General features: G+C 71.7%; 11 protein-coding genes. 6 read left to right on the top strand and 5 right to left on the bottom strand.

The annotated features are described in order from the left end of the window. Nucleotides 1-35: 35 nt before the first annotated feature. The 3 genes from BA062_RS13580 to BA062_RS40980 all read left to right on the top strand — a co-directional run bounded on the left by BA062_RS13580 (nucleotide 36) and on the right by BA062_RS40980 (nucleotide 3,649). Nucleotides 36-2,300 carry an ATP-binding cassette domain-containing protein gene (locus BA062_RS13580; RefSeq protein ID WP_110336403.1) on the top strand — a complete coding sequence of 755 codons (2,265 nt, stop codon included), beginning with the start codon at nucleotides 36-38 and terminating at the stop codon, nucleotides 2,298-2,300. After that, on the top strand, nucleotides 2,297-3,184 hold the full coding sequence (locus tag BA062_RS13575; RefSeq protein ID WP_110336402.1) for a DUF2268 domain-containing putative Zn-dependent protease: 888 nt from the start codon (nucleotides 2,297-2,299) through the stop codon (nucleotides 3,182-3,184). The genes BA062_RS13580 and BA062_RS13575 overlap by 4 nt, the downstream gene beginning before the upstream one ends. 93 nt (nucleotides 3,185-3,277) lie before the next feature. After that, nucleotides 3,278-3,649: a CoA transferase gene (locus BA062_RS40980; protein WP_281271638.1), complete on the top strand. Its 372-nt coding sequence runs from the start codon at nucleotides 3,278-3,280 to the stop codon at nucleotides 3,647-3,649. Here the strand turns inward: BA062_RS40980 and BA062_RS13565 are convergent. Together BA062_RS13565 and BA062_RS13560 are read right to left on the bottom strand one after the other, a co-directional pair. Next, entirely contained in the window at nucleotides 3,588-4,316 is a 729-nt protein-coding gene (locus BA062_RS13565) for a hypothetical protein (RefSeq protein ID WP_245959807.1), read from the bottom strand. The genes BA062_RS40980 and BA062_RS13565 overlap by 62 nt on opposite strands. A 76-nt stretch (nucleotides 4,317-4,392) precedes the next feature. Beyond that, nucleotides 4,393-6,093: an NAD(P)/FAD-dependent oxidoreductase gene (locus BA062_RS13560; protein WP_110336401.1), complete on the bottom strand. Its 1,701-nt coding sequence runs from the start codon at nucleotides 6,091-6,093 to the stop codon at nucleotides 4,393-4,395. Between the two features lie 147 nt (nucleotides 6,094-6,240). Between BA062_RS13560 and BA062_RS13555 the strand changes: the two genes are divergently transcribed. From BA062_RS13555 to BA062_RS13545, 3 genes are read left to right on the top strand one after another with little or no spacing between them, the layout of a single operon-like run. Then, nucleotides 6,241-6,777 carry a (2Fe-2S)-binding protein gene (locus BA062_RS13555; protein ID WP_110336400.1) on the top strand — a complete coding sequence of 179 codons (537 nt, stop codon included), beginning with the start codon at nucleotides 6,241-6,243 and terminating at the stop codon, nucleotides 6,775-6,777. Further along, entirely contained in the window at nucleotides 6,764-7,753 is a 990-nt protein-coding gene (locus BA062_RS13550) for an FAD binding domain-containing protein (protein ID WP_110336399.1), read from the top strand. The genes BA062_RS13555 and BA062_RS13550 overlap by 14 nt, the downstream gene beginning before the upstream one ends. After that, a complete protein-coding gene (locus tag BA062_RS13545; protein WP_110336398.1) occupies nucleotides 7,750-9,957 on the top strand; it encodes a xanthine dehydrogenase family protein molybdopterin-binding subunit in 2,208 nt (735 codons plus the stop codon). The genes BA062_RS13550 and BA062_RS13545 overlap by 4 nt, the downstream gene beginning before the upstream one ends. 124 nt (nucleotides 9,958-10,081) lie before the next feature. Here the strand turns inward: BA062_RS13545 and BA062_RS13540 are convergent, their stop codons facing one another. Genes BA062_RS13540 through BA062_RS13530 form a run of 3 tightly spaced genes read right to left on the bottom strand, consistent with a single transcriptional unit; the run spans nucleotide 10,082 to nucleotide 12,610 of the window. Beyond that, nucleotides 10,082-11,605, bottom strand: coding sequence for a sodium:solute symporter family protein (locus BA062_RS13540; protein ID WP_110336397.1), 1,524 nt, complete (start codon nucleotides 11,603-11,605; stop codon nucleotides 10,082-10,084). Further along, nucleotides 11,602-11,883: a hypothetical protein gene (locus tag BA062_RS13535; protein WP_110336396.1), complete on the bottom strand. Its 282-nt coding sequence runs from the start codon at nucleotides 11,881-11,883 to the stop codon at nucleotides 11,602-11,604. The genes BA062_RS13540 and BA062_RS13535 overlap by 4 nt, the downstream gene beginning before the upstream one ends. Nucleotides 11,884-11,920: 37 nt before the next feature. Then, on the bottom strand, nucleotides 11,921-12,610 hold the full coding sequence (locus tag BA062_RS13530; protein WP_110336395.1) for a GntR family transcriptional regulator: 690 nt from the start codon (nucleotides 12,608-12,610) through the stop codon (nucleotides 11,921-11,923). Nucleotides 12,611-12,730: the final 120 nt, after the last annotated feature.

Below are 12,730 nucleotides of genomic sequence, written 5' to 3'. Positions count from 1 at the left end.
ATTTTCTGGCCACATCTCGTCGTACGGTCGCGGGCATGGCGCAGCGTTACCTCCGGATCCGGGGAGCCCGGACCAACAACCTGAGGTCACTCGACATCGACGTGCCCCGCGGGCGGGTGGTGGTGTTCGTGGGGCTGTCCGGTTCGGGCAAGTCGTCACTGGTGTTCGACACGATCGCGGCCGAGGCCGGCTTCCAGCTCACCGAGACCTTCCCGCCATTCACCCGCAACCGGCTGCCGAAGTGGACCAGACCCGACGTCGGCCACATCGACGGCCTCTCCCCGGTGGTGGTGATCGACCAGCGGCGGCTCGGCGGGAACGCCCGCTCCACCGTCGGCACCATCACCGACACGTGGACGTACCTGCGGCTGCTGTTCTCCCGCGTGAGCACGCCGCATGTCGGCGAGTCGAACCACTTCTCGTTCAACGACCCGGCCGGCATGTGCCCCACGTGCTCCGGCCTCGGCGAGGTCGTCACCAGCGCGGTCGACCGCTTCGTGGACCTGGACAGGTCCCTCGAGGACGGTGCGATCCTGTTGCCGGGCTTCGGAAACGGCGGCTACTGGTACTCGCAGTACGCCGACATCGGCGCGTTCGACGTGAGCACGCCGCTGCGCGACTGGACACCCGCCGAGCGGGACGCGCTGCTGTACGGCGGTGAGCACGCCGCGCGCCTGGGCACCAAGCCGCCGAAGGACTACGAGGGCGTGGTCGAGCGCTTCGAGCGGATCTACCTGCACACCTCCGACCACCCGTCCGACCGCAAGAAGGAGACGCTCGCCCGGTTCACCCGCTCCGCCGTGTGCCCCGCCTGCGGCGGCGACCGGCTCAATGAGGCCAGCCGCAACGCCACGGTGCTTGGCCGCACGATCGGCGAGCTGTCCCGCATGGAAGTCGGCGAGCTCGCGGAGCTCGTGCCGGACGTGACCGACCCGAGCGTGGCCCCGGTCGCCGCCGCGCTGAAGGACCGGCTGGACGCGATGGTCACCATCGGCCTCGGCTACCTCCACCTCGGCCGCGCCACCACGAGCCTGTCCGGGGGCGAGTCGCAGCGCATCAAGACCGTCAAGCACCTCGGCAGCAGCCTGATCGAGATGCTCTACGTGTTCGACGAACCCACCGTCGGCCTCCACCCGCATGACGTCGCCGCCATGACGACGCTGCTGGAACAGTTGCGGGACAAGGGAAACACCGTGCTGGTGGTCGAGCACGACCCCGCCGTGATGGCCATCGCCGACCAGATCGTGGAGATCGGCCCGGGCGCGGGGGAGGAAGGCGGCAGGCTCGTCTTCCAGGGCAGCTTCGCGCGGCTGCGCGAGGCGGGTACGCCCACCGCGGCCGCGCTGGCGCGCCGCAGGCCCGTCAAGGACCGGCCCCGCACGCCCCGCGGGCGCATCACGGTCCGGGAGGCCACGCGCAACAACCTGCGGAACGTGTCCGTCGAACTCCCCGCCGGGGTGCTGACCGTGCTCACCGGCGTCGCGGGGTCGGGAAAGTCCAGCCTCGCGGGCGAGCTCGTCGCCCAGCACGACGCCGTGGTGATCGACCAGAAACCGGTGAGCACCAACCGCCGCTCGACAACGGTCACCTACACCGGCATCGCCGCGGCCGTCCGGAAGCTGTTCGCCCGCCACAACGGTGTGCCCGCCGCGCTGTTCAGCGCCAACTCCGAGGGTGCCTGCCCCGACTGCGACGGGCTCGGCGTGATCTACACCGACCTCGCGTTCCTGGACGGGCAGGAGACGGTGTGCCAGACGTGCGGAGGGCGTCGGTTCACGGAGGAGGTGCTGCGGTACCGGGTCGACGGACTGTCCATCGCGGACGTCGACGACCTCACGATCACCGAGGCCATCCACCGGTTCTCCGACCGTGCGATCACCAGGGCGCTGCGGCACCTCGACGGCGTCGGCCTCAGGTACCTGCGGCTCGGCCAGCCCCTGACCACGCTGTCCGGCGGCGAGTGCCAGCGCGTCAAGATCGCGAAGGAGCTGCGCGACGCCGGCGGCCCGGCGCTCTACGTGCTCGACGAGCCCACCACCGGGCTGCACCTGAGCGACGTCGACACGCTGCTGGGCGTGCTCGACGACCTCGTGGACCACCGGCACACGGTGGTGGTGATCGAGCACAACCTCGACGTCATCCGGCACGCCGACTGGCTCGTCGACCTCGGGCCGGGGCCGGGCAGGCACGGCGGCCGGATCCTGTACGAGGGTCCCGTCGCGGGTCTCACCGGCACGGCGACCGCGCACGCGCTCGGCTTGAGTCTCCAGCGAGGGGAGACCGTAGCGTCGACGGCATGACGATCACAGTCCTCGAGACCTACCGGGCCATGCGCGACATCCTGCGGGCACCCGCGCCCGAGCGGCCCGGGCTGCTGCGAGCCATGCTGGAGCCCGCGGCCGGGATGTACCGGTACTTCCCCGGCGAGGTGGACCTCGTCGCGATGCACCGGGCGGGTTCGGGGTTCCCGCTGGACCGCGACGAAGCCCGGTGCCGGGAGGCCCTGGAGGTACTGCACGAGGCCGATGCCTGGGGCCGGATCGAGCGGGCCCTCGGCGACGCCATCGCCGTGCAGCTCGCCGCGACGCCCGGGATCACGGTGCCGGACCTCACCGTGTTGATCGTGCTCGGCGACCCCGGTGACGCCCACTTCATGGGCCCCGCCCTGGGCATGACGGCCAACGGCAGCGTGTCCGGCTACCTGTTCCTGAACTTCTGGCCGTACCCGGAGAACCTGGCCCGGCTGGAGGCGACGGCCGTGCACGAGCTGAACCACAACCTGCGCTACGCCCCCGGCGGCGTGGAATGGAACCCGGCCACGGTCACGGTGGGGGAGCAGATCGTGTCCGAGGGCCTGGCCGACGCGTTCGCGCGGCAGCTGTACGGCGACGAGCTCGGCTATGCCCGTATGGGGGTGCCGCTGCTGCACGACGACGCGGTGTTCGCCAAGGTCGTCTCCGGCCTCGGCGTCACCGGCATGGAGAACTTCGCCGCCTGGGTGCACGGCGACGCCACGGCCGTCCGCTACGGCGGGACCCCGGTCGGGTTGCCGACCGGGGCCGGTTACGCCGCGGGCAACCGGCTCGTCGACGCCTACCTGGCCGCGACCGGCCGCACCGCGGCGCAGGCCCTGCTGGTGAGCAGCCGGGAGGTGATCGACACCGCGCTCACCCGCATCCCGTAAGCCCCGGTCACTCGGCGGTCATCGTGTCCGGGATCCAGAGGACGATCTCGGGGAACGCGATGAACGATCAGCACGCTGGAGCTGATCGTCCCGATGATCGCGTGCTTGCCGGCCGCCCAGCACGCCCGCTTGCGCGGGACGAGCAGCGCGAACCCGCCCACCGCGCCGAGCGCAGCTGCGCAGGTCGGCGTCTTGACTCCGAAGTCCAGGGTCGGAGTGCCCATTGTGGACATGGTGACGGGGACCCTGTCGTTCTCGGGCATCCTCCTGGCTCTGCAGGAGCGGCAGCGGTCGGGCCGCGGTCAGCGGGTCGACGGCTACCGGGGCGTCGGTGTCCCCGTCAAGCTCGGCTTCGGTGAGGACCACCTCGCCGCGCCGAGGGATCGGCCGCCGGCCGTGGCGCTCAGCGCGGCGGATAGCCAGGGGGTTGCGGGTACGGCGGTGGTCCCTGCGGCGTGGTCGTGACCGCGGCCTTCAGCTTGGCGGCGCCGTAGAGCAGGTAGCCCGCCGCGACGACGGCGCCGAGGAACCCGAGGACCGTCAGCGGGAAGTCGCTGTCGTGCGGGTCGAGGAAGCCGCCGTACAGCCCGACGTCGGCGGCGAGAAAGTACAGCAGGTACGCCAGCGGGAAGGCCACCCACGTCAGCGGGTGCCACCAGCGCACCGCGGCCTGGTTGCGCCCGGCGAACAGCCAGTCGGCGAGCACGGCCAGCGGCGTGAGCAGGTGCTCGAACAGCGACCACGTCTCGTCGAGGTCGCCCTCCATGAGCGTCAGGAACGTGACCCCGACGAGGAGCAGCAGCACGGCGAGCGCGCCACGCAGCCACGGTGAGCGCGGCTCGTGCGTGCGCCCGCCGGTGAACAGCGGGTACGCCAGCAGGCCGAGGTAGGCCACGCCGGTGAGCAGGCTGGCCTGCTGGGACAGGCCCGGCATGGCGCCGTCGAGACCCGCCTCGGCGACCGCGGCGCCGAAGCCGGTGAACGCGAAGACCACGATGAGCAGGCGCCACGCGCTCACCCCGGCGAGCACGGCGGGCGCGACCTTCGGTGCCGGTGGCTGCGGAGGCCACTGTTGCGGGTACGGATACTGCGGCGGTCGCGGCTGCGGTGCCCAGCCCTGCTGGTACGTCACGTGTCCCCCTCGTCGTCGCGAGTGGACGCTACTGGACGCGGCGCGGTGTGTCAGGAAGATCGGTGATCTCGTGCCGTCACCGCGCGACGGGCTCCCTGACGTGACCGCGGGGGAGTAGCTCGTGGGCCGCGAACATCCGGTGCAGCAGCTGGATCGCCACCGAACCCTCGCCCACCGCGGAGGCCACCCGCTTGACGGAACCGTGCCGCGCGTCGCCGGCCGCGAAGACACCGGGCAGGCTCGTCTCGAGCGGCAGCGGATCGCGGTCCAGCGGCCAGGTGCCGTCACCGAGGTCGCTTCCCGTGAGGACGAAACCCTGCGCGTCGGTGCCGACCTCGGGCGGCAGCCATGCGGTGTGCGGGCGTGCGCCGATGAGCACGAAGAGACCGTCCGCGTGGACCGTTTCCTCGCCGCCGGTGCCCCGGTCGCGGAGCACGAGGTGCTCCAGCCTGCCGTTGCCTCCGCCGCCGACGATCTCGGTTCCCGTCCGGATCCGCACTCCCGGTGTCGCTTCCGCCTCGCGCACGAGGTAGTGCGACATCCCGTCGCCCAGCGACCGGCCGCGGACCACGAGCGTGACGCTCGGGGCGAAGCGCGCGAGGTACAGCGCGGCCTGCCCGGCCGAGTTGCCTCCGCCGAGTACGTAGACGTCCCGGCCGCACATCGCGGGCGCCTCGGATGTCGGCCCGCCGTAGAAGACCCCGGCGCCGTTGAGCGCCTCCAGCGCCGGCATGCCGAGCCGGTGGTAGCTGGCGCCCGTCGCGAGCAGCACCGCGCGGGACCGTACGCGGGCGCCGGTGGAGAGGGTGACGGACAGCTCGCCGTCGTCGCGTCGCAACCCGGTCACCTTCTGCATGAACGCGAACTTCGCCCCGAACACCCACGCCTGGTCGTAGGCCCGCTGAGCGAGGCGGCGGCCGCTGACGCCGCGGGGGAAGCCGAGGTAGTTGCGGATCAGCGAGCTCGACGTCGCCTGCCCACCGAGCCCACCTTCGTCGACCACCAGGGTGCTGAAGCCTTCCGACGCGCCGTACATGGCCGCCGACAGGCCCGCGGGCCCTGCCCCGACGATCACGAGGTCGAACTCCGTGCGTTCCGGGTTCACGGGCGAGCCCGCCGCCAGCGCGATGTCTGCGTCGCTGGGATTCCGCAGCACCGTGCCGTTCGGGAAGACGACGATCGGCAGCTCGGTGGGCCCGCCCGCGGCGGCGATGCGGGCGCGCCCCTCGCTGGAGTCGGCGAGGCAGAACGCGTGCGGGATGGCGCAGCGGCCGAGCACCTGACGCAGCTCGTAGGCCCGCCCGGACCAGGACTCGCCGACCACGTGGATCGTGTAGGGCGAGCTCAGCCGCGCCTCCGACCATTCCAGCAGCAGCCCCGACACCGCCTGGTGGAACACCTCGTCCGGTGACGCCATCGGCCGGAGCAGGTAGTGGTCGATCCAGCCCCGCGCGATCGCGTCGAAGATCGCCTCGCCCGTCTCCCGGTCGCCCCACTGCCCCCATTCGATCAGCAGGCCGCGTTTCGCGTGTGGATGGAGGCGACGCGCGTGAGCGAGTAACTCGCCACCGGTCATCCCGGACAACCACTGTCCGGAAAGGACCAGAGCCACCTCATCGCCGTTCGCGGCGAGCTCGTCGAGGCGGCCCCGCGCCTCCCGCGCCGAGGCCGCGGTGTCGATGCGGTAGTGGCGCGCGTAGCGCTCGCGCAGCTCGTGCTCGACGTCGCTCAGGACCTCGGCGTTCTCGTGGACGACGAGGAGCACGGCGCTGGACATGTCTCGACCCTAACGGCGGCGCGCCGGAACGCGGAGTGCCGGTTTTACAAGGATCTTGCGTCGACGTCGCGCGTGCCCGGGAACCCCGGGGGCGGACCAGGGACCGTCCCGGGGTCGGGCCCGGTGACGGCATCCGACAGTAAAATCATGACCTTCACGCCGGAAGTTCCCCCGGCGGCCCCGGACTCGCATCCGGGCGTCGCCGGAACCACCACCGCGTTCACCGTCAACGGCACACCCCGGTCGGTCGCCGCCGACACCCGCGTCACGTTGCTGGACGCCCTGCGCGATCTCCTGGCGCTGACCGGAACCAAGAAAGGCTGCGACCAGGGCGCGTGCGGGGCGTGCACCGTGCATGTCGACGGACGTCGCGTGCTGGCGTGCCTGACCCTGCTCGCGCAGTGCGAGGGCCGCGAGGTGACCACGATCGAGGGCCTGTCCCGCGACGGCAGGCCGCATCCGATGCAGGAGGCGTTCGTCCGGCACGACGGTTTCCAGTGCGGTTACTGCACACCCGGTCAGATCATGTCCGCGGTGGCGCTGCTGCGGGAGGACCGCGCGCGGACCGACAAGGACATCCGCGAGTTCATGAGCGGCAACCTCTGCCGGTGTGCCGCCTACCCGAACATCGTGGCCGCGATCAGGGACGTCGCCCAGCGGGGAGGCGTCGATGCGGACCTTTGAGTACGTCCGGCCGCTCGACGTCCCCGACGCGCTGGCCGCGCACGCGGGCGACACCGCGACCGCGTACCTCGCGGGCGGCACGACCCAGCTGGACCTGATGAAGGACGGCGTCCTCGAACCCGCCCGGCTGGTCGACATCACCCGCCTGCCGATGCGCGGCATTTTCACCGAGGGCACGGCGCTGCGCGTCGGGGCGCTGACGACGATGGAGGAGCTGGCTGCCGACCCGACGGTGGAGCGCAGGCTGCCGCTGGTGCGGGAGGCGTTGCTCCTCGGTGCCTCCGTGCAGCTGCGGAACATGGCCACCATCGGCGGGAACCTCCTGCAGCGCACGCGCTGCCGCTACTTCCGCGACCCCGGGGTCGCCGCGTGCAACAAGCGCGCACCGGGCAGCGGCTGCGCCGCCGTCACCGGACCCGCGCGCATGCACGCCATCCTCGGCGTCAGCGAGCGCTGCATCGCCCTGCACGCCTCCGACGTGGCGGTGGCGCTGGTCGCACTCGATGCCGTCGTGCACGTCGAGGGCCCGGAGGGGGACCGGAGTGTCCCGCTGACGGAGTTCTACGTCGAGGCGGGGACCCGGCCCGAGGTCGAGCACACCCTCGGCCACGGCGAACTGATCACCGCGGTCGAGATCCCGCGGCTGCCGGAGACCACGCGCTCCGGCTACCTCAAGGTGCGCGACCGGGTGTCCTACGAGTTCGCCCTGACCTCGGCCGCGGTCGCGCTGGACATCGAGAACGGCATGATCCGCGACGCGCGCATCGGGCTCGGCGGCGTCGGCTCGAAACCGTGGCGCGCGGCGGCCGCCGAGGAGGTGCTCCGCGACGCCCCGCCGGGCCCCGCCGTCTTCCGGGAGGCGGCCGAGGCGGCCGTCACGGGCGCGTGGACGGTGCCGGGCACCGAGTTCAAGGTCGAGCTGGCGAAACGGACCTTGGTCCGGCAACTGACGACCGTCTCGGAGGTGGCCCCATGAGCACGGCCCGGGAGCTTCCGGTCGTCGGCCCGGCGCTGGACCGGGTGGACGGCCCCGCCAAGACCGCGGGGCAGGCGCGTTATCCGTCGGACTTCGACGCACCCGGCCAGGCACACGGCGCGCTCGTCCAGAGCACGATCGCCGCGGGCCGGATCACCGGCATCGACACGAGCGCGGCCGAGGCGGCCCCGGGTGTGCTGGCGGTGTTCACCCACCTCAACGTCCCGCCGCTGCCGAGGGGCCCGATGACCGGCCTCGGGGTGTCGCCGCCCGCGCCGCTGCGCGACGACCGGATCCTGCACCACGGCCAGCACGTCGCGCTCGTCGTCGCCGAGACCCGCGAGCAGGCGACCGCGGCGGCACGGCTGGTCCGGGTCGGGTACGCGAGCGTCGAGCCGGTGCTGGACCTCGACGACCCGCGCGCGACGACGGTCGACGATCCGTGGGGGCTCGACAGCGAACGGGGCGACGTCGAGGCCGGGCTCGCCGCGTCCGCGGTGCGGGTCGAGGCGACCTACACGACACCCGACAACACCAACAACCCGCTCGGTCTGTTCTCCACGCTGGCCGCATGGGACGGCGACCGGCTCACCGTGCACGACGCGACCCAGTGGCCGTCGATGGTGAGGGAGACCCTCGCGCACGTCTTCGGTGTTCCGGAGACGTCGGTGCGGGTGCTCAGCCCCTACCTCGGGGGCGGGTTCGGCGCGGGCCTGCGCGCCTGGCCGCATGTGATCCTGGCCGTGCACGCGGCCCGCGAGCTGCGGCGGCCCGTCAAGCTCGTGCTGACCAGGCCGCAGATGTTCACCTCGGTCGGTCACCGGCCCAAGGGCGTCCAGCACGTGCGGCTCGGGGCCTCCGCCGACGGCAGGCTCCTCGCGATCGAGCATCGCGGGCGCTCACTGCTCGCCGCGGAGGACGACGACTACGAGCCGTTCGCCGCCGGGTCGGCCGTGGCCTACGCCTGCCCCAACGTGCTGACCAGGGACCAGCAGGTGCGCGCGAACGTCCCGGCCCCCGTGTCGATGCGGGCGCCGGCCCACGCGCAGGGCGGTTTCGCGCTGGAGTCGGCGATGGACGAGCTCGCGCAGGCGCTTGAGCTCGATCCGCTGGAGCTGCGGCTGCGCAATGTCGCCGACGTTCATCCGGCGCTGGGCCTGCCGTGGACGAGCAACGCGTTGCGCGAGTGCTACGCGGTCGGTGCCGAGCGGTTCGGGTGGTCCCGGCGTCCGGCGCGCCCCCGGTCCCAGCGGGACGGTCACTGGCTCGTCGGGCAGGCGATGGCCGGCGTCAGCTACCCCTGGTACCAGGCGCCGAGCCTCGCGCGGGCGACGGTGACGGCGGACGGCCACGCGGTCGTGGGCGGCTCGGGCATGGACATCGGCACCGGCACGTACACGGTGCTGACCCAGCTGTCGGCCCGGCTGCTCGGTCTTCCGCCGGAGCGGGTGCGTCTCGAACTCGGCGACTCGGACCTGCCGAAGGCGCCGCAGGCGGGCGGTTCCGGGCTCACCGGCGCGCTCGGCTCCGCGGTACACGACGCGTGCACGAAGCTGCTCGACGCGTTCCTCGACCTCGTGCGTGACGACCCCGCGTCACCGCTGCGCGGCAGCGCGCCCGAGGACGTACTCGCCGCCGACGGCGGGATCCGCAGGCGCGACGACGCGGACCGGAGCGAGACCTACGACGCGATCCTCGCGCGGCACGGCAGGCGGGAGCTGAGCGCCGACGGCAGCAGCACGCCGGCTCGCCCGGCCGAACTGGGCATGGCGCCCGCCGGTGCGTTCGGCGCGCACTTCGTGGAGGTCAAGGTCGACGAGGACCTCGGCCTGGTGCGGGTCAGCCGCCTGACCACGGTGATCGACGGGGGCCGGATCCTCAACGAGAAAACGGCCCGCAGCCAGATCATCGGCGGTGCGATCGGCGGCATCGGCATGGCGCTGTTCGAGGACACCATCACCGACCCCGTCAGCGGGCGGATCGCCAACGCGACCTTCGGCGACTACCTGGTGCCGGTGCACGCCGACATCCCGGCGATGGACGTGACGTTCGTCGGCGAACCCGATCGGGCCTCGCCGCTGGGCACGAAGGGAGTCGGCGAGGTCGGCCTGGTGGGTGTGGCCGCGGCGATCGCCAACGCCGTGCACCACGCCACGGGTATCCGTGTTCGCTCCCTGCCGATCACCCTCGACGCCCTGCTGTGACAAGGGAACGCGTTCCCCAAGGCCACCTTTGTTGCGTTGAGCGCAACAAAGGTGGCCTTGGGGGCCTCTCCGGGGTGCGGCGTGTATAACGACCTATACGGCTCGGCCTTGGCCGGCCGGGCGGTCACGCGGGATCGGCGCTCGTCGCCCGAAAATCAGCAGGGACGGACGGGTCCGTCGTCCCGGCGCGGTCCCTCGGCCGCGACGCGAGCGAGCCGAGCACGCAGATCGCGACGTTCAGCAGCAGCCCCGCCAGGCCACCGGGTACGCCGTAGAACGGGCCGAGGTCCGCGACGGACAGGAAGCCCGCTGTCAGCGCTCCGGTCAGCATTCCCCAGAAGGCGGCGTTCGCGGTCATCCGCCTCCAGTACAGGCCGAGCACGAAGACCGGGGCGAGCTGCACGATGAGCTCGAACTTGAGCACGAAGATGCTCAGCAGTGTCCCCGGCGGGTTCCACGCGATGAGCAGCAGCACGCCGACGGCCACCACGCCCGCGACCTTCCCGACCCGGACCTGTTTCCCCTCGGAGGCGGTGCGGCCGAACGACCGGCCGTACACGTCCCTCGACACGATCGAGGAGAAGGCGAGCAGCGCCGAGTCCGCCGTGGAGACGATGGCCGCGACCACGCCGCCGAACAGCAGGATCATCAGCACGTAGAAGACGACGTTGACGCCGGCGACCTCGTTGGCGATCATGCCGACGAGCTGCTCGGAGTCGGCCGTCGACAGCCCCGGGAACAGCTGGATGCCGATGATGCCGACCACGAAGACCACGCCGGTGGTCGCCAGCGGCATCCACGCCATGATCGCGAGCGAGCGCTTGAGGGTGCGCTCGCTGCGCGCGGCGTAGATCCGCTGGATGGCGTGCGGGTACACCGCGGCGCCGAACCCGATGAGCAGGATCATCGAGAACCAGTTGATCGAGTCCTCCGTCGTCGGCACCCCGGCCTTCTCCGGCTCGGTCTGGGCGATGTGCTGGGTGACGCCCGCGAGGTCACCTTCCACCAGGTAGAGCGCCCCGAACAGCATGGCGCCGATTCCGAGCAGCAGGGCGATGCCCTGCATGACGTCGGTCAGCGCGACCGCCCGCATCCCACCGGTCCACGAGTAGGCCAGCATGACGAGCACGAACGCGATCACGCCGATCTGGTACGGCACGGTGTCGCCGGTGAGCCCGGCGATCCCCTGGCCCATCGCCACGAGCTGTTCGAGCAGGTAGTTGGCGAGCCCCCACAGCATGAGCACGGCGACGAGCACCGCGAGCTTCGTCGAACCGAAGCGGTAGCGGATCCAGTCGGTGGGGGTGACGAAGCCCTGCTTCTTCGCGATGACGTACAGGCGTGGCGCGAACAGCAGGTAGACCGCGATCACCGCGATCATGAACGGTACCGACTGCCACCACGAGAATCCGTCCCGGTAGGCCGTCGGCGCGTACCCGACGATCGCGTTGCCGCTGTACTGCGTGGCGTACAGGGTGAACAGCAGAGCGACGAAGCCGAGCCCGCCGCCCGTGAGGTAGTAGCCCCGGTTCGTCTTGCCCTCGTCCGACTTGCCTCGCCCGGCGAAGTAGCCGATCACCAGCATGATGACGGCGTACGCGATGAGGACGAGAACGCCGCCCGTCCCCGCGAAGGTCAGCCCGTTCACGAGTCACTCCCTCCGGCCGCGGCCTCCTCCTCGGGCTCGGCGAGGTTCCACGCGCGCAGGCACGCCCAGCACGTGATCGCGGAGAAGGCGAGGGTCGCTCCCAGCGAGACGACGAGCCAGTAGGGCACCCCGCCGATGAGCGGTTCCACCGTGCCGGTGGGCAGGTAGAACGGGACTCCGGCCAGGACCACGAGTACGAGGGAGACCCACAGCCACGGCGAGCGAATGGGTTCCCGGAGGGCGGTGCTCGAGGGTGATTCGGAACGTCGTCGGTCCATCACGGCTCCTGTCGCGGTGTTCTCGGGTGTTCTCGGGTCAGTCCTTGTCGGTCTCGGGGGTGCGCGGCTCCTGTCCCGTGGGAAGTTCGGCCTGCCGCCGGTGAGTGCGCCACGATGCGCGTGCGGCCCGCAGGTGGGACCGCATCACGGCTTCCGCCCAGTCGCCGTCGCCCGCCGCGAGCGCGTTGACGAGCTCGCGGTGCTGGCCGAAGCTGCGCCGCAGCTCCTCGGCGCTGTACTCGTCGAAGGTGCGCCGCACCACCGGCACCTCGATCACGCGGGTGAGCAGGTCGGGCAGGGCCCGACCGCCCGCGCGGTGGATCGTCCGGTGGAACTCCATGTTCAGCCGCGTGATCTCATCGGCGGCCCGCGGATCCGTGTCGTCGAGATGCGCTTCCATGCGTGCGCAGAGCTCGCGCAACCGCTCCAGGTCCACCTCGCCGCGCTGGGCCGCTCGCCGGGCCGCGTGGCCTTCCAGCAGGCAGCGCAGGTCGAACAGCTCCTCGATGTCGTCCGCGGCCCAGCGCACGACCTCCGCCCCTCGGTGGGGGATCAGCTCGATCAGCCCGTCGGCCGACAGGCGGCGCAGCGCCTCCCGGACCGGTGTGCGGCTCACCCCGAACGTCTCGGCGATCTCCTCCTCCCTCAGCCGGGAGCCGGGCACGCGACCGCCGGTGAGGATCTCGCGGTGCAGGTCCGCGTACACCCGGTCCGAGGTTTGCGTCATCGGTCACCTCCGAAGTTGTGTACAAAGTAGGAGCGAAACGGACTCATGGCAACCCTTGTCCTGCGGATACCTGGCGCCTTACGGTGGATAGCGACGAGATTGTGTACATCGCGGGATCAC

The organism is Prauserella flavalba, from assembly GCF_003202235.1.
GTDB classification, from domain to species: Bacteria; Actinomycetota; Actinomycetes; order Mycobacteriales; family Pseudonocardiaceae; genus Prauserella_A; species Prauserella_A flavalba.
Note: the sequence above shows the minus strand (reverse complement) of the source record. Positions and strands in the feature narration are given on the sequence as shown.